This is a genomic window from Bacillus sp. Marseille-Q3570 (assembly GCF_946151055.1).
Classification (GTDB): Bacteria; Bacillota; Bacilli; order Bacillales; family Fictibacillaceae; genus Pseudalkalibacillus.
Window position 1 is genome coordinate 284165 of record NZ_CAMGYZ010000007.1, and the last position, 17280, is coordinate 301444.

A 17280-nucleotide genomic window follows, 5' to 3' on the forward strand; every position below is an offset into this window, starting at 1 on the left:
TAATTAGGACTAGGTCATAATAACAAACAATAATTCTCAAATATGTAAAAGGAGGCCATTCATGAATTTATCATTGGAAAACCGTACATATGTGATCATGGGAGTAGCGAATAAGAGGAGTATTGCTTGGGGAATTGCGCGTTCTTTGAGTAATGCTGGAGCACGTCTTGTATTTACGTATGCTGGGGAACGTTTTGAGAAGGGTGTACGTGATCTTGCGGAATCACTGGATCGCAAAGACTCGCTTGTCATCCCATGTGATGTTACGGATGATGAGCAAATCAAAGGCGCGTTTGCACGGATTAAAGAAGAAGTAGGTGTGATCCATGGTTTGGCCCACTGTATTGCATTTGCTAAAGTGGAAGAACTTAAAGGTGAATATTTGAACACGACAAGAGATGGGTTCCTTCTTGCTCATAATATCAGCTCTTACTCGTTAACAGCTGTGGCAAAGGAAGCCCGCGAACTAATGACAGAAGGCGGCTCGATCGTTACGATGACATATCTTGGTGGTGAACGTGTCGTTTCCAACTATAATGTCATGGGAGTTGCCAAAGCTTCTCTTGATGCAAGTGTGAAGTACCTTGCCAACGATTTAGGGGAAGATGGCATCCGTGTCAATGCGATTTCTGCAGGACCGATCCGTACACTTGCTGCTAAAGGGGTGGGAGACTTCAATAGCATCTTGAAAGATATTGAAGAAAGAGCACCATTACGACGTACCACAACGACAGAAGAAGTCGGTGACACAGCATTATACTTGATGAGCGACCTGTCAAGAGGTCTTACCGGTGAAATCCTCCACATCGATAGCGGGTTCCATCTATTAGCGAGATAATTAAGATTGAAGGGTTGACCTAAAAGAATAGTGACAGAAAACCTACCAGACGATGTTTTTTCAAAATGTTGTTTGTGTTAGAGAGATTCAGGCACTTAAGGATCAACCCTTTATTTCTTCTATATGAGAGTAACAGCTTTACCTTCCTATATGAAATGACCTATTCCACTCTTTCCCTTCCATTTAGGCCCCGCTTCAGGGGATATACCTATTCTGAAATCCTTTTCTATGACCATCACCCCTACAAATAATCGAGTATACATATGCACAAATAAAATAAAGTCTAATATCTTAATTCTAAAGTGTGTTATAATTTTTATCTTTTAGGTGGTGAAAGTGGCGAAGGAATTTGTTTCAAAAGCTGTTTTTCACTTCAAAAGAATTCCTGACTCTAACCTGATAAATTAACTTTTACTGCCAGGAAGGGGAAATATGGTATCAGTCATTACTTGTACGAGGAGAGAATCCTGTCTTGAAAATGTATTCAGTAATTATGAAAGGCAGCAGTTGGATGAAAAAGAACTGATCATTGTATTGACCAAAATGAAATGGATATGGGGATATGGGAGAAGGAAGCAAAGAAATATAAAAACGTCTCCATTTTCCAAGTGACCGATGGTTCTTCCTTAGGGAAATGTCTGAACTTCGCTGTAAAGAAAGCGAAGTATGATGTAATTGCAAACTTTGATGATGATGACTATTACACTTCTGATTATTTGAAGGCATCATTAACTACAATGATGGAAACGAATGCACAGGTCATTGGGAAAACGACAATTTACTTATATCTGCCGGAAAGAAAGGTTTTGGCTATATTCAATTCGAATAATGAACATCAATATGTAAACGATCAGGATAGTATCGGTAAACAGTATGTAGGAGGGGCGACATTAGTATTCAAACGTCATGTTTTGAACAAGGTTCTGTTTCGGAATCAGACCGAGGAGGTTGATAGATTATTCTGTAAGGATTGTGTAAGGGAGGGTTTCCGGGTATACTCTGCTGGCAGAGAGAATTTCGTCTATTTACGTAAGGAAGCCAGTGACACACATACTTGGAAAGTCCAGAATGACATTATCCTGAATGTTTGTGAGGTTGTTCCTATACGGATGATTTTAAACCCTATATTACTAGAAAAGAGGGGGGATAATTCGTTGATCAGCGTTATAACATGTACCAATAAGGAGAATTGTATTTCTAAAATACTTGAAAACTATAATAGACAAACATGGAAAGAAAAAGAATTGATCATTATCCTGAACAATGACACATTAAATCTTTCGGAATGGAAAAGTCAAACAATATATGATCCATCCATAAGGCTTCTTCAAATAAGTGAGGAAACTACGTTAGGTGAATGTTTGAATATTGGGGTGAAGGAAGCTAAACACGATTTCATCGCAAAATTCGATGATGATGATTATTATACTGAATATTACCTAACTCATAGCATGAAGACTTTACAAAAAAGCAATGCGAAAGTTGTGGGGAAAACTACGATATATATGTATTTTGAGGAGGGCCAAACTTTACAAGTTTTCAATCCCTATAAATATGCACGCGAAGAAGAGCAACAATCAGAAAAAATGTATAACCCGAAGGTCCTTATGGGAGGAACTCTTTTCTTTGAAAAAAGTGTCAACACCGTGGTTCCATTCCGGGATTGCAATACAGGAGAGGATTCTGGATTTTGTGAAGACTGCATCCAGAAAAACATTCCAATATATTCAGGAACGAAGGATCATTATGTATATATTCGAAAATTCGAGAATAATCATACTTGGAAAATCAAAAACCAAAATTTAAAGAGATTCAGTACACATGTCATTACAACTGATGATTTTGCAGCATACCTTTCAGATTTTAATGTTCTGTAAAGAAAAAACCTGATTTGATTTGCAAATCAGGTTTTTACATCAAGGAATATGAGTTAGCTTAGGATACGGATAGCATCGACCTTACGACAGTCGACAATGAACGGGTATGTGGCATCAAGAAATGTCGCACAACATGTCTTCTTATCAAAACATGTAAATGTCAAGCCTGCGAATTCAACTCCATCAATAATCAAGTCTACTTCTTCTCCGGCACGTAAATTCCTTAATTGATCACAGACACATCCATCACACATATCATGGTCCTTAGCACCAGCAACATTATTACATCCGCAACCTTTATCGAATAAACTCATTTCGTTTCCTCCTTTTAAAAAAAGTGTATGCACCCCAAAATGCATATTAGAAAGGGTTACTATACTATATTGCAATTATTGTCCTTTTGATTAGGTCAAGACCTACTTCAGTTAAAAATGGTTTATAGCCTGTCAGCACTAGTCCATTTATTGTGCAGGTGTATGATTGTCCATAGCATATGCTCCTTAATTTACATACAAATAAGTATGCATCATATTGGTGCAAAAACTAGTTTAAAGGAGTGTGCGTATGGCCAGTACGGTACTTGTTTTCCTAAGAACCTTAATTGGAAAAACAGTTACAGAACTTGTAGTGGTAGATAATGATGCAGATTTGGTTCTTACAAATGTGACTATTTTAGATGTGGGAAACAACTATACTTTGGTAAGCCAAGGTGGCTCAGGTGGTCTTGGTGAAATAATGCTTGTAACACAAAATATAGTTGCGGTTATTATCTAACAGTAAGTGAGAGGTTGTCTCCCGTGGACAACCTCTATTCTTACTAAAGGAGATTTCTATGAAAAGAAGACTGAACATTTTATTTATTACTCGTTTCATGCAATCCTATATTGAAAAAAGTACTTATTATCTGGGAGAAGAATTAAGTAAACATACTAATTTGACGTATTGGTATGAGGACGGGAATTTGCCGGATATTATCGCACAATTATCCCCTAGACCTGATTTCATCTTATTTAATGATCATAAACCGGATTATTGTCCCATTATATACCAAGTCAATAAAGTGAATATTCCAAAGGGAGCACTTGTTCATGATCTCCATTATCTTCCAGGTAGACGTAAGAAAAATTATCGTAAAAATAATATAAACTATTTATTTGTACAATATAGAGATGCTTTCTTAAAATGGTATCCAGAATTTAACGATCGCATTATTTGGCTCCCCCATCATGTTCCCGGACATATTTTTTACGATCAAAAACGACCGAGGGACATTGATATGTTAATGGTAGGGAGTCTTATTGAACACCTTTATCCCCTTAGAGTTAAGATGTACAATCACTATCGGAATTTTTCTGATTTTACTTATTTTCAACATCCAGGGTATCGGCATGTAAATTCTTCTAAAAAAGGGATAATCACAGGGAACTCTTATGCAGAAGCTTTAAATCGTTCAAAGTTATTTTTGACTTGTGATTCCATCTATCATTTCCCAGTATTAAAATATTTTGAAGCACTTGCTTGTGGGACTTTATTGTTGGCTTCAGGTTCAAAAGAACTGGAAGCGTTAGGTTTTATTGATGGTCAAACATTTATACAAGTGACTGAGGCCAATTTTGCTACAAAAGCGAATTACTATCTTCGAAATGAGCAAGAGAGAAGTCGTATTGTTTCTAAAGGTATGGAATTAATTCATGAGAGACATACCACTGAAATTCGGGCAAAGCAGTTGCTTGGACGTATTAGGAAGATTCTCAATGATGGAAGGAAATTTTAAAATGACACGTTATAAACCGAAAGTATCGATTATCATTCCCTTTTATAACTGCAGGTTTGTTGATCGGGCAATTAAAAGTGCCTTACAGCAGACGTACTCAAATTGTGAAATAATAGTTGTTGATGACGGCTCTACAATCCACAAAGATCTCATTAATCCTTATCTAGATAAAGTAAGATATTTAAGAAAAGTTAATGGGGGGACAGCAAGTGCACTTAATGCAGGGTTGAATAATGCAACGGGTGAGTATTTTTCTTGGCTGAGTTCTGATGATATGTACCATCCGGAAAAGGTAGAGAAGCAGATTGATTTCATGTTAAAACATGGCGCTGTAATATCTTACGGAAATTATCAATTGATGAATGAACGTGATCATATAACAAGTGATCCAGTGGGTGTCAACATACCAGATAAATATCGATTCATAAGGGCAATGAGATCTGGATGTATCATTAATGGCTGTACTGTGATGGCAAATATAGAAGTGATAAAGCGTGCGGGTTTATTTGACGAGACCCTGCCTTTCACCCATGATTATGACCTTTGGCTCCGGTTATTGCTTGTTCATGATTTCTATTATTTCCCTGAACCATTAGTGTTATATCGTATTCACGGTAGCATGGGATCTAGGGTTCATAAAGCAGCGATTGCTCTTGAAATTCGCAAAGTGAAAAAAAGATACCGTGATCAAATAAGTCGACTTGTAAATTTGAATTCACCAAGACGGCATGGAAAGAACTTTAAATAATGAAAGTTAAAGACTGATTCAAAAAGATTTTAATTGTCTTTTTGGTATCAGTCTTTTTATTAGAAAACAGCCCAATTTTCATTTCCTGAGGCTATTGTACATCTTCTTAAACTCAGTCGCATAATTTTCCAGGGAAAACCTATTTTTGATATTTGCAAGTGCATTTCTTGTGAGTTTAAGTCGGAGCGGTTTATTCCTAAGCAAAAGCTCTGCTTTCTTGACCGCGTCAGAAATCTGGCCATTTTTCATAAATAAACCTGTCTTGGAATCTTGCACGATACTTTTTACTCCGTCAGAATCGGTTGTCAATACCGGGCATCCGCAACTCATCGCTTCTACGAGTGTATATCCAAATCCCTCTACTTTAGAAGTGGAACATAATAATCCACCGGAATCCGCAATTTTAGAATAATAGTCTGCCATCACATCATTCCGGATATTTTTGAAAATTATCAAGTGATTTTTCAGACTGGGATCTTTAATTTTCTTTAAAAAGAGTTGGTACTGTGAATTTTCATATAATGTGTCATCGATGAACATCCAAAGGTTGATCGTGTGCTTTTTTTGAAGCAGTCTTTTCCCGATTTCAAGATAGGTCTGCCAATTTTTATTTTTTTCGATTCTTCCAACCCATCCAATGATCGGTGATGGGGGCTTTTGAAAGGACTTATGTGTAAACATGTTGCTATCAAAGCAGTTATGGAAGGAAAAGCGTGGCAACTGAGGCAGAAAAGTTTGTGTGAGCTGGCTCAGATGCTGTGTTTTTGGGAGCAATATCGCATCTGCATACTGATTTATGTGTCGGTTATTTTGAACAAAAAAACGGTGTGCGGTCCTATAGGTGCCAAGTCCCTGCACCTCAAAAATCAAAATTCCTCCGTAGCCGCTCCTTTTAATCAGTTCTAGCATTTTATCATCCGAACAAACGACGATCATGTCGTATTTTTCCCTTTTTATTAGGTTTGAAATTTCAACCGGGTTATTCATTACGAATGTATGGATATCTTTAAGGTTCTGATGCCCTGTTCCTTGCATTTTGTATAAAAAGTGACATTCAACACCAGCTTTAGTAAGGGCTGAATTTCTATGGCGGTTCAACGTTTCGACACCTCCGCTGGAGATGTAATAGATGAACAAAACTTTCATGTAGTTAAACCTCTTTCTCATCGATTTTAAGAATCATAATACTATACGTTCCTCCTAACAGAATTGTTTGTACATATAAGCCTTATACGTATGGCTAAAATACGAAATTTGGGGGAAGTTGTCCAATCATGACCACGATTTCATTCATATGATGTTAAAGACTTTACTTCATATTTGAAAGTGAGGAGATTTATTTGAAAACACCTGATAATCAAAGCTTGCCGCCCTTTTTGTTGAATTCAATTCCAAAAAGTGGCACCCATCTATTAAAACAGTTGCTTCTTGGGATTCCTTACATGAAACATGATCCCAACAAAGGGATGTTCGGCCATATACACTATCAGACAGAAGCGAAACTCAATGCGATGGACAGTCTTTCAAACCACGAATTCGTGAATGGGCACCTTTACTATACTCCAGAATGGGAGACATTTTTCAATAAAAGAAACATGAAACAGATCTTTGTTTATCGTGATCCAAGGGATGTTGTCGTTTCATATGCCTATTTCATTCCCACACTGAAAATCCACCCACTTTATGATACTTTCACACAAGAAAATTTCACCCATCGAGATCGAATTGAATTCCTGATAAAAGGTGGGCAACCTACAGAAAAGAAATGGGGATATCAACCTGATGTGGCTGAATGGTTCAAAAGCTTTTCTGCATGGATGTCGAAGCCAGATGTCTTTTCAGTCCGATTCGAAGACTTGACTTCAACGGATAAAAGCAGAATTCAAGCTGTGCATAGAATTGTGAAATTCTTGTGGGGTGAAATTCCTGTCCCTTCTACAAGACCTATAATAGTAGGAAAAATGATCCAAAACATCAATCCTCAAACTTCACCTACTTTCCGTAAAGGGAAAATCGGCGGCTGGATAAATGAGTTTGATGAGGAACTAAAAGCATTATTCAAACAAAAGGCTGGTCAATTATTGGTGGACCTCAAATATGAAAAAGATGAGAACTGGTAAACTGATAGATTGGCATTGAGCCTATTTTCATTTTTTTCGAGATATATAGGGGCATGTCTATGCTCGTCTTATGATCGTGTCATAGGTTATTAAGTAAATGAAAGCAGAAGGAAAGGGGTTTTGTATGAAAGTCGTGACGATCCTTGGAACAAGACCAGAAATCATACGTCTCAGTTTGATATTGAAGAAACTTGACCAGTGGGCAGAAAAGCATATCTTGGTCCATACGGGTCAAAACTTCGTCTACAATCTGAGTGACATTTTCTTTAAAGAACTAGAATTAAGAATGCCAGATTATATTTTACAGTCGCAGCAACAATCATTAGGGAATCAATTAGCATCCATGTTCGGCAAGATTGAAGATATATTATTGAAAGAAAAGCCTGACAAGGTTCTCGTATTGGGTGATACGAATAGTGCATTAACTGCCATCCTTTCAGAACGGATGGACATTCCTGTCGTTCATATGGAAGCAGGAAACCGCTGTTTTGACTTATCTGTTCCAGAAGAAAAGAACAGAAAAGTGATCGATTCCATTTCAACATATAATCTCCCATATACACCTAACAGCCGCGATAATCTGATAAAGGAAGGTGTTCCCTCTAACAAGATCATGTTATTCGGAAATCCGATTTATGAAGTCCTTGAACATTATCGAGAGAATATCGACAACAGTATGATCATGGCCAAATTAGGTCTCGAACTGAAGGATTATTTCCTTGTGACAACCCATCGTGCTGAAAATGTAGACAATGACGAGCATCTCATCGAAATCTTCGAAGGACTCAATTTGATTGCTGAAACTTTCGACAAGCCGATCATCTGCAGCATCCATCCTCGCACAAAATCCAAACTTGAAAAACAATCAAATCTCACCCATCATCCGAACATCCGATTTTTCGATCCATTTGGATTCTTTGATTTTGTCTGTCTTGAAAAAAATGCTTTCTGTGTATTGACTGATAGTGGAACGGTGCAAGAGGAATGCTGTATTTTCCAGGTTCCGACCGTAACGATCCGAAACAGTACTGAACGTCCTGAAACGGTTGATTGCGGAAGTAATGTCATTTCAGGTTTAGATCGAAAAAGAATACTAGATGCTGTCACAATAATGGTGAACCATAATTCCAACTGGGAATGTCCAGTTGGTTATCTTGAGAAACAAGTTTCACAAAAAGTAGTTCAATTCATATTAGGAGGTCGTTAACCATTGCGAAATAAAACGATATTGATTACAGGAGGAACGGGCTCGTGGGGACATGAACTTGTCAAACAATTACTTGAAAAAGACCCGAAAGAAATCCGAATCTTTTCACGTAATGAAGCAAGTCAAGTCCACATGCAGCATGAATTCGAGTATAATCCCAAACTGAATTTCATAATCGGAGATATCCGCGAGTATCAAGGTTTGGCAAAAGCATCGGAAGGTGTAGATTACATTTATCATCTCGCTGCGCTAAAACACGTACCGATTTGCGAACATCAGCCATATGAAGCTCTTAAGACGAATGTTCTGGGTACACAACATGTCATTGAAGCAGCCATTCAAAATAATGTTGAAAAAGTCATCTATATTTCTACAGATAAAGCAGCGAACCCATCCAATTTCTACGGAATGACGAAAGCGATTGGTGAAAAGCTGATCATTTATGCGAATGTCCTCAGTCCATCTACAAAGTTCGTCTGTGTGAGAGGCGGAAACGTTCTAGGTACGAATGGCAGTGTGATCCATGTTTTCAAACGTCACATTCAACAAAAGGGTGAAATCGGCATCACCGATAAAAGGATGACCCGATTTTTCCTCACACTGCAAGACGCAATCAAACTATTATTCAAAGCAACAGATGAAAGCAGGGGTGGAGAGATCTTTGTAATGAAGATGCCAACATGCAAAATAATGGATTTGGCGGAGGTGTTGATTGAGTTTTCGGGGAAAAAAGGGGTTGTAATCAAAGAGTCTGGTATTCGACCAGGTGAAAAATTGCATGAAATCCTGCTCTCTGAATATGAAAGCAATACGACTGTATACTTTGATGAAGAATATTTCGTCATCCTGCCAACTATTGAAATCAAAGATCTTAATGAACATTACCAGCATTTCAAAAAGATCGATCTTCACAGTTATAGTTCCCATGAGATGTTGATGTCAAAAGATGAAATCAAGGAAATGCTGCAAAAAGGTGGATTTTTGTCATGAAAGTTCTCGTTTTAGGCGGTCATGGGATGGCGGGGCATATGATCGTCAACTATTTAAAGAGTTTGGCAGAATATGAGGTTACTTTCACTCATCGCAGCCCGTCAGAACCACAGGGGATCTACCTTGACATTACAAAGGAAGAAAACCTTAGAAATGTAATCCAGAAGGTAAAGCCCGATGTTGTCATCAATTGCGTCGGTATTTTGAATCAAAGTGCCGCTGAGAATCCGATTGATGCCATAAAGGTCAACAGCCTCTTGCCGCACATCCTGAAAAGTGAACTCTCAACAATCGGTGGAAAATTGATCCATATCAGTACGGACTGTGTGTTTGATGGCATGAAAGGTAATTATTCAGAATCAGCGCAACCAGATGGTACAAGTATGTATGCAAAGACAAAAGCATTGGGAGAGGTGACGGCAGATCCGCACGTGACGATCAGAACATCCATCATCGGTCCCGAGTTGAAGGATGGAATAGGATTATTCAACTGGTTCATGAAACAAGATGGTGAGGTGAATGGTTACACAAACGTTCTCTGGAATGGTGTAACCACACTAGAATTAGCGAAAACGATCAATACATTCATCCAACAAGATATCAACGGTCTTTACCACCTTACAGCTCCAGAAATCGTCTCCAAACATGCATTACTTCTCAAGTTTCAAAAAACCTTCAATAAAACAGATATCGTCATCCATCCTTTTGAAGATGCGGTATGTGATCGCACCTTATTGAACACACGGAAGGAAATCGATTGTAAAGTTCCACAATATGATGAAATGCTTTTGGAGTTGCGAGATTGGATGAAAGTGAATGCGTATCGATGAGAAACGTATTCTCATAACTGGCGCTTCGGGTTTTACAGGGATTCATGCAGTGAATTCTGCAGTCCGAATGGGGATGCAAGTGACTTGTATCAGCAGGAATCCGATTCTACATCCATATTCTAAAAACATTGCCTGCGATCTGACTAAATACAGTGAAATTGATAAAACCGTAAAGGAAATCAAACCTGATTATGTGTTGCATCTGGCAGGATTCAATAATGCTGACCATTCCTGGAAATCGCCGCTTCAATGTATGGAAAGTAATCTTTTAGGAACCCTTAATCTGTTAGAGGCGCTTCGCATACATGTATCTGACTCCCGAACATTGATTATCGGTTCTGCTCTTCAATATTCCCTCTGTAATCATGAAAGACCACCGCACCCCTATAGTCTCAGCAAAACGTTCCAGATATTATTGTCGAAAGAGTGGAAAACCCTTTTTTCTATGGATATCGCATTGGCTAAGCCGACCAACCTGATTGGACCTGGAAATTCAGCAGGGATTTGTGCGAAGGTTGCTAAGAAAATCGTCGCTGCAGAACAACAGGAAGAAGCAATCCATGTACACCTTCACAATAGCAAAGCACAATGTGATTTCGTCGATGTCCGGGATGCGGTTGAGGCATACCTATTGATTTTGACATCGAAAAGTAAGGACGGTCAGTTTGATATTGGATCAGGTCACAGCAGGACTCTTGAAGAATTAATGAGTCACTTCGCTAAAGCAACGCCACGACGGATACAGGTTACCAAAGATCATTCAATAGAGTCCCCACCCATAAAGGTCGATCTAGAAGCGATCCATTCACTCGGATGGCAGCCGAAATACTCACTCCAAAACTCTTTGGAGGACACCATTAGCTTCTATAAATCCAAACAATAATAGTAAGAAATGAGGGAAATAAGTTGGAACATTCACACCCGTTAATCAGTGTGGTTATACCATTCTATAACTGTGCATTTGTCGATCAGGCTATACAAAGTGTCCTTCGACAGACCTATCGGAAATTCGAAATCATCGTCGTTGATGACGGTTCTTCTGAACATAAGACATTGCTCAACCCCTTTTTAAACCAGATCAGCTATATTTCCAAAGAAAATGGTGGGACAGCTACTGCCCTGAATACCGGTATGCAGGCTGCAAAGGGAGAACTGGTTGCATGGTTGAGTTCGGATGATATATTCCTTCCCGAAAAGCTGTACAAACAAGTATCGTTCATGCGAACGACTGGAGCCGATATGGTATATACCAATTTCAACCTGATCGATGAAACCAGTCAAATCTACAAAAAGGATGTTGGATTGATCCTGGACCAAAGAATCGATTTCTTGAAACAACTTCAAAAGAGCTGTCCTGTAAATGGGAGTACAGTCCTTTTAAGAAGAGAACTTTTCACCTCGGTGGGCTGGTTCGATGAAACATTGAAATATACCCAGGATTACGATATGTGGATACGGATGGCAGCAAAGTTTAAAATGAACGTCTTGAATGAATCTTTATTGAATTATCGTATCCATGACAAGATGGGATCGAAAAAATATGTTAAGGAACAATGGAAAGAAATCCGAATGATCCAGCAAAAGTATAAAGGGATGTTAGCACGATTGATCCATTGTGAAGAAACTGGAAATTACCGAGATTGTGAGTGAATGAAAATGAGATCTTTTGGAGTGAGCCTATGCCCATAAATACATCTGAATGGAAAGATCATGACATTGAAATCAGTATCATCATTCCTACTTACAATAAGTTTCCACAAAATCTCCTAACTTTGTATTCCATTGAAAATCAGGAATTCGATCTCTCCAAAGTCGAAGTGATCATGATTGATGATGGTTCAACAGATCAAACGAAAGCACTCGTAAATCGAAATTTTCCTTTTCGATTTATGCTATTGCGGAATACGAAAAATAGAGGAAGACCTGCAGCTCGTAACAGGGGCATAAAAGCTTCCAGAGGAAGAATCCTTCTATTCTTAGATGCTGAAATCATAGTCCCGCGAGATTTTCTCAAAATTCACTACGACCATCATCAGCAACATCCCCAACTTGTTCTTACGGGGATCATGTGTATAAGAAAATTATATTCTGTCCTTTATCCGGATTTTTCACCTGCGCAACTAATGGAATGCAGGGAGGTTACAGGAAAATCATCGGAATTCAAAATGAAATTCGATCGTTTCGAAAAGAACCCTCAGATCACCACTCTGATCCATAAAATGCATATTTTAAACGGAATGTATACTTCATTATCTGTTCAAAGTCCTTTCGAACGGTTTTATCAAAGGACGATCATCGCCAATTATGGCTTTGGGCTAGATGAATACCGGATACCCTGGCAATTGTTTGGAACTGGCCATGTATCTGTATCTCGACAGGCAATCGAACAAGTAGGGCTGTTTGAGGAATATCCTGGATACGGATGGGACGATTTGGAGATGGGATACCGACTTTATAAAAATGGAGCGGTGTACCTAAGTGACAAGAATCTGATCAGTTATCATCAAGAGCATCCTGTATCACAAGTTATAAAGGATGAATCAAAACGGAATTATTACAAATTCCAAGAAACGTATAGAGAAATCGATCAGATGATCATTAGCCTCACCTTTTTGCCAAAGCCCTTCAATTTACATGAAGTCAACCAAATCCTGATTAATTACCAAGATTTTTGTGAGCATTTCCCGGACCGATACCACCTGATCAAACGTACTTTTCATAACATGTTAGTTCGAATTGGGCAATTGGTAAGGGATGATCAGCTATTGTCTAACCTTCAACATCCACCGCTAGATCGAGAAGAATTTACTGCACTTATGAGTGAAAAGCAAGAGCTGAAAAAGATGGCGAAGTATCGAACTTTCATGCAATGTTTTAATCGATTATGGCATTTGTGAATAAAGCCTGGACAACACAGGAGAGGAGGATCATTTTATGAAAATAACGTTTATCGCTCTTACCCTCTGTAAGGGAGGTGCTCAAAGGATGTTAGTGGAACTTGCGAATGGTCTTGCTGTAAAAGGTCATGATGTTTCGGTTGTAATGCCGAAAGAAGCAGTCATTGAATACCCGCTACATGTCACTGTAATAAGGTCGAAAGGACCTCAATTGGTTTTAGAAGATATTCCTGTCAGTGACGTAATCGTTTCAAATTTTTATACGATGACAGCACTTTGTGAAGAGGCAAGCCGAGCTGGCAAAGGAATCCACGTTCGGATCAGTCTTTGTTACGAACCGGTTTTCCTGCCTGACCATGAAGCTTCCTTCAAGAGTTATCATACGAGTAAAAATCTGGTTGTCCTCTCTCAGTGGCAGCAACAGATCATCCAATTGAATCATGGTATTAAAGGAGAAATCGTTCCCGTAGGTATCAGCAGCACGTTCAGAAATTCAGGCTTAAGGAGACCCCGTTCTAGACGGCTTCAAGTGAGTGGAATCCTGAGAATCCAAGAAGAAGGGTATTCATGGCATAGGGAGCAAGAGTATCTATTGCAAACGTTCACTACACTGAAACGGAAATATCCACGGCTTTTGTTCAATATCATTTCTCCTCCAAATGAAATCAAGGTTTCACCTACACTTCAGAGGTATCACGCCAACAGATTATTCAATTCAATCACTCCAGTGGATGACAAGCAGTTGAATGATATTTTGAATCGAACAGATATATTTGTCAGTTCTTCAACTTATGATACAGCATCTTTACCTGGCCTCGAAGCGATGAAATGTGGCGCTGCTCTTGCAACGGTCTATTCTGGAGGAAATGTGGATTATTGCAGGAATGGCGAGAATTGTTTATTGTCATACCGGCATGAAAACAGACTCATCGAACATGTTTCCACACTTATTGACAATCCAGAACTCAGGCAAAAGCTAGCTGAAGAAGGTGAAAAAGAAGCAACAAAATGGACATGGATGAGAAGCATAAACAAATTTGAAAACGCGATCAACAAATTCATGAAAAGGAGGTAATGGAGATGGCAAGTGTTCCCCATGGCGGGAAATTGATTGATAGAGTTGATGAATTGCAAGCAAACTCGATACGAGACTTAAAGAGAGTCTCGATCACTGATGCTGAACTGACTGATCTGGAGTGTATTTCGACTGGCGTATACAGTCCATTGAAGGGATTCATGCTAAAAGAAGATTATGAATCTGTGTTAACGGATATGCGTTTGAAAACGGGAGAGATTTGGACGATACCGATCACGCTTTCAATTACCACTGAGCTGTTCGCTGAATTAAAGGGAGAAAAAAAGCTGGCACTCGAGTATGAGGGAGAAGTTTACGGCTTCATAGAGGTCCAAGAAATATATCAAGTTGATTTGAAACGAGAAGCTGAATTCATATACGGGACTACAGATCATGAACATCCTGGTGTCGCAATTCTTTTTGAACGTGGGTCGAATTATATCGGCGGTCCAGTAACCATGATCAAGAGGATACCCGCTGACTTCCCAACCAATTCGTTTACACCTGAAGAGTCAAGAGCATTATTCAAGAAAAAAGGCTGGAAGACGATCGTTGGATTTCAAACGAGAAATCCTATTCATCGGGCACATGAGTATCTTCAAAAAACTGCATTAGAGCATGTGGATGGCCTGTTCCTGCACCCGCTAGTCGGTAAAACGAAATCAGACGATATACCAGCGGAGATCCGGATGAAGTGCTATGAAGTCTTATTATCTAACTATTACCCGAAAGAACGTTATATCCTGGGTGTTTTCACCAGTTCCATGCGATACGCAGGGCCGCGGGAAGCTATATTCCACGCTATTGTCCGCAAAAACTTCGGCTGTACCCATTTCATTGTTGGAAGAGACCATGCTGGTGTCGGGGATTATTATGGAACTTATGATGCACAACGATTATTTGATCGATTCGATATGAGCGAACTAGGAATTACGCCGATCCGTTTAGAACATAGTTTCTATTGTAAGAAGTGTGAGCAAATGACATCGCTTAGAACTTGTCCTCATTCAAAACAAGACCACATCCATCTCTCCGGTACGAAAGTAAGGAAAATGTTGAAAGAAGGTACGACCCCACCTCCGTATTTCAGTAGAAAAGAAGTAGTGGATATCTTGATTGAGTATTATAAGAAGCTAAAGGACTGACAGGGTTGATCATTGGGGATATTTGGATCACATTCATTGTTATTGGCATCATGTTTCTATTCCTTTTGACCAATTGGTATAGTACCGAAATTGTCGTCCTTAGCGCAGTGTTGATTCTAATGTGGAGCGGAGTCATAACCCTATCTGAGGCATTTGCAGGATTCATCAATGAAGGCGTGCTGACAATCGCTTCCTTATTCATCATCATTAATACAATACAGAAACATCCTTCTTTTTCAAAAATAACAACCATTGTATTTGGAGGTAAACAGACACTGAGAAGAGGTATGTCACGTATGATGGTCGTGACAGGTTGGTTATCGAGTTTCATGAACAATACACCACTCGTTGTACTTTTTACACCGATTGTAAAGAAGTGGGCTGAAAGAAATTCAATCTATCCATCAAAATTATTGATCCCGCTTTCCTATGCCGCAATCATTGGTGGGATGTGTACACTTATAGGAACTTCTACGAATCTTGTCATCCATACATTATTACAAAAGGAAGGATATACGGGATTTTCATTATTTGAATTAGCTTATGTAGGGATCCCCTTTTTTGTAGTTGCACTTCTTTACATGTTGTTTATTGGTTATAAATTACTTCCCGAAAATAATACAGATTATATTGCAAAAATCAAAAGTCCTCAGTTCATCGTCGAAGTAAAGGTGACTGACCAGTTCAGGGGCATTGGCAAGACACTTCAAGACGCTGGATTAAGACATCTTAGTAAATGTTATGTAATGGCGATTTTGAGGCAAGGAGAATGGTTGTTTCCGATTTCTCCTAGACAGAAGGTGAATCTAGGCGATCGATTATTATTTGTGGGTGATGAGACTTGTTCAACAGAAATAGAACAGTTGTCAGGGCTTACAATTGAACATTCCAGATACGATTTTGCTGAACATCATGATGAATTCAAATTGATAGAGGCGACAGTTCCACAGTACTCTTCTTATATTTCGTCCAAGATCAGTGATATAAAATTCAGGACCAGACATGGTGGAGTGGTTGTGGCTATATATCGTAACGGTAAAAGAATCAATGAAAAAATCGGTTCGATTCCCCTGAAGGCAGGGGATATGTTGATTATCCTCACAACAAGAGATTCCCTTGAACCGGACCAGAATTCGAAAAACCTTCTAATCATGGATTTCAACACGAATTACAAGGAAGTGAATTTCCGTGACTGGATTCCGGTTTGGTTATTCGGATTGATGATCACATCAGTCACATTCGGGCTTGTGCCGATTACCCATGCTGCGATTACAACCGCCATCCTTCTTGTTCTATTAAGATTGACTACATTTGATGCATCGATGGGTTCGATCAAATGGGATATTCTTTTTGTCATTGGAGGAGCATTTGGGATCGCTACTGCGATGACAAATTCAGGTGCAGCTGATTATCTAGTCAGCCTTGTCTTTTCACATGTGGATCGGATGACGCCAATTATTCTGTTGATCGTCGTCTATGTGATTACGAATCTATTGACTGAAATCATAACAAATAACGCTGCAGCAGTTATCATGTTCCCGATTGTCTTATCCTTTGTGAATGAATTGGCTTTAAATCCAGAGCCTTATGCCATTGTTCTTGCAATAGCGGCTTCCGCAAGTTTTTCAACACCGATTGGATATCAGACAAACTTACTTGTATATAGTTCTGGTCAATATCGTTTCAGTGATTTCATCAAAGTAGGAGTTCCGCTGAATATCATCGGTTTATGTACCACATTACTCATCGTTCCGGTTATATGGCCATTAAGTTAAGGAG

Annotated in this window: 18 protein-coding genes and 1 pseudogene; 17 read left to right on the forward strand and 2 right to left on the reverse strand. The window is 39.0% G+C overall.

The window, feature by feature from the left end; genetic code table 11:
- Positions 1-61 precede the first annotated feature (61 nt).
- From fabI to N8M93_RS13490, 4 genes and pseudogenes are all read left to right on the forward strand, one after another.
- Entirely contained in the window at positions 62-838 is a 777-nt protein-coding gene (gene fabI, locus N8M93_RS13480) for an enoyl-ACP reductase FabI (RefSeq protein WP_261132623.1), read from the forward strand.
- Between the two features lie 432 nt (positions 839-1270).
- The gene (locus tag N8M93_RS13485; protein ID WP_261132625.1) at positions 1271-1450 is read left to right on the forward strand and encodes a hypothetical protein; all 180 of its coding nucleotides are present in this window, start codon (positions 1271-1273) and stop codon (positions 1448-1450) included.
- Positions 1393-1701 (forward strand): annotated as a pseudogene (locus tag N8M93_RS22890) (glycosyltransferase); the annotation flags it as partial. The gene N8M93_RS13485 and the pseudogene N8M93_RS22890, both read left to right, overlap by 58 nt.
- Positions 1702-1992: 291 nt before the next feature.
- Complete coding sequence (locus N8M93_RS13490) at positions 1993-2715, forward strand: glycosyltransferase (RefSeq protein WP_261132627.1); 723 nt, start codon at positions 1993-1995, stop codon at positions 2713-2715.
- A gap of 53 nt (positions 2716-2768) precedes the next feature.
- On the opposite strand, the gene N8M93_RS13495 is transcribed toward N8M93_RS13490, so the two are convergent.
- Positions 2769-3029, reverse strand: coding sequence for a hydrolase (locus tag N8M93_RS13495; protein ID WP_261132629.1), 261 nt, complete (start codon positions 3027-3029; stop codon positions 2769-2771).
- Between the two features lie 250 nt (positions 3030-3279).
- On the opposite strand from N8M93_RS13495, the gene N8M93_RS13500 reads away from it, so the two are divergent.
- From N8M93_RS13500 to N8M93_RS13510, 3 genes are read left to right on the forward strand one after another with little or no spacing between them, the layout of a single operon-like run.
- Positions 3280-3489 carry a hypothetical protein gene (locus tag N8M93_RS13500; protein ID WP_261132630.1) on the forward strand — a complete coding sequence of 70 codons (210 nt, stop codon included), beginning with the start codon at positions 3280-3282 and terminating at the stop codon, positions 3487-3489.
- A 58-nt stretch (positions 3490-3547) separates the two neighbouring features.
- Complete coding sequence (locus N8M93_RS13505; protein WP_261132632.1) at positions 3548-4489, forward strand: glycosyltransferase; 942 nt, start codon at positions 3548-3550, stop codon at positions 4487-4489.
- A complete protein-coding gene (locus tag N8M93_RS13510) occupies positions 4470-5237 on the forward strand; it encodes a glycosyltransferase (protein WP_261132633.1) in 768 nt (255 codons plus the stop codon). The genes N8M93_RS13505 and N8M93_RS13510 overlap by 20 nt, the downstream gene beginning before the upstream one ends.
- Positions 5238-5315: 78 nt before the next feature.
- On the opposite strand, the gene N8M93_RS13515 is transcribed toward N8M93_RS13510, so the two are convergent.
- Positions 5316-6383 carry a glycosyltransferase family 4 protein gene (locus N8M93_RS13515; protein WP_261132634.1) on the reverse strand — a complete coding sequence of 356 codons (1068 nt, stop codon included), beginning with the start codon at positions 6381-6383 and terminating at the stop codon, positions 5316-5318.
- A gap of 194 nt (positions 6384-6577) precedes the next feature.
- On the opposite strand from N8M93_RS13515, the gene N8M93_RS13520 reads away from it, so the two are divergent.
- The 10 genes from N8M93_RS13520 to N8M93_RS13565 all read left to right on the forward strand — a co-directional run bounded on the left by N8M93_RS13520 (position 6578) and on the right by N8M93_RS13565 (position 17276).
- The gene (locus tag N8M93_RS13520; RefSeq protein ID WP_261132635.1) at positions 6578-7357 is read left to right on the forward strand and encodes a sulfotransferase domain-containing protein; all 780 of its coding nucleotides are present in this window, start codon (positions 6578-6580) and stop codon (positions 7355-7357) included.
- 124 nt (positions 7358-7481) lie between these two features.
- Positions 7482-8564: a non-hydrolyzing UDP-N-acetylglucosamine 2-epimerase gene (gene wecB / locus N8M93_RS13525; RefSeq protein ID WP_261132636.1), complete on the forward strand. Its 1083-nt coding sequence runs from the start codon at positions 7482-7484 to the stop codon at positions 8562-8564.
- Between the two features lie 3 nt (positions 8565-8567).
- Complete coding sequence (locus N8M93_RS13530) at positions 8568-9554, forward strand: polysaccharide biosynthesis protein (protein WP_261132638.1); 987 nt, start codon at positions 8568-8570, stop codon at positions 9552-9554.
- On the forward strand, positions 9551-10384 hold the full coding sequence (locus tag N8M93_RS13535; protein WP_261132640.1) for an SDR family oxidoreductase: 834 nt from the start codon (positions 9551-9553) through the stop codon (positions 10382-10384). The genes N8M93_RS13530 and N8M93_RS13535 overlap by 4 nt, the downstream gene beginning before the upstream one ends.
- Positions 10371-11267 (forward strand): NAD(P)-dependent oxidoreductase, encoded by an 897-nt coding sequence (locus N8M93_RS13540; protein WP_261132643.1) that lies wholly within the window; start codon positions 10371-10373, stop codon positions 11265-11267. Before N8M93_RS13535 ends, N8M93_RS13540 begins: the two co-directional genes overlap by 14 nt.
- Before the next feature lie 23 nt (positions 11268-11290).
- Complete coding sequence (locus N8M93_RS13545; RefSeq protein ID WP_261132645.1) at positions 11291-12034, forward strand: glycosyltransferase; 744 nt, start codon at positions 11291-11293, stop codon at positions 12032-12034.
- 29 nt (positions 12035-12063) lie between these two features.
- Positions 12064-13281 (forward strand): glycosyltransferase family 2 protein, encoded by a 1218-nt coding sequence (locus tag N8M93_RS13550; protein WP_261132648.1) that lies wholly within the window; start codon positions 12064-12066, stop codon positions 13279-13281.
- A gap of 37 nt (positions 13282-13318) precedes the next feature.
- Complete coding sequence (locus N8M93_RS13555; RefSeq protein WP_261132650.1) at positions 13319-14356, forward strand: glycosyltransferase family 4 protein; 1038 nt, start codon at positions 13319-13321, stop codon at positions 14354-14356.
- A gap of 5 nt (positions 14357-14361) precedes the next feature.
- Entirely contained in the window at positions 14362-15501 is a 1140-nt protein-coding gene (gene sat, locus N8M93_RS13560) for a sulfate adenylyltransferase (RefSeq protein ID WP_261132652.1), read from the forward strand.
- Between the two features lie 5 nt (positions 15502-15506).
- Positions 15507-17276 (forward strand): SLC13 family permease, encoded by a 1770-nt coding sequence (locus N8M93_RS13565; RefSeq protein WP_261132654.1) that lies wholly within the window; start codon positions 15507-15509, stop codon positions 17274-17276.
- Positions 17277-17280 lie beyond the last annotated feature (4 nt).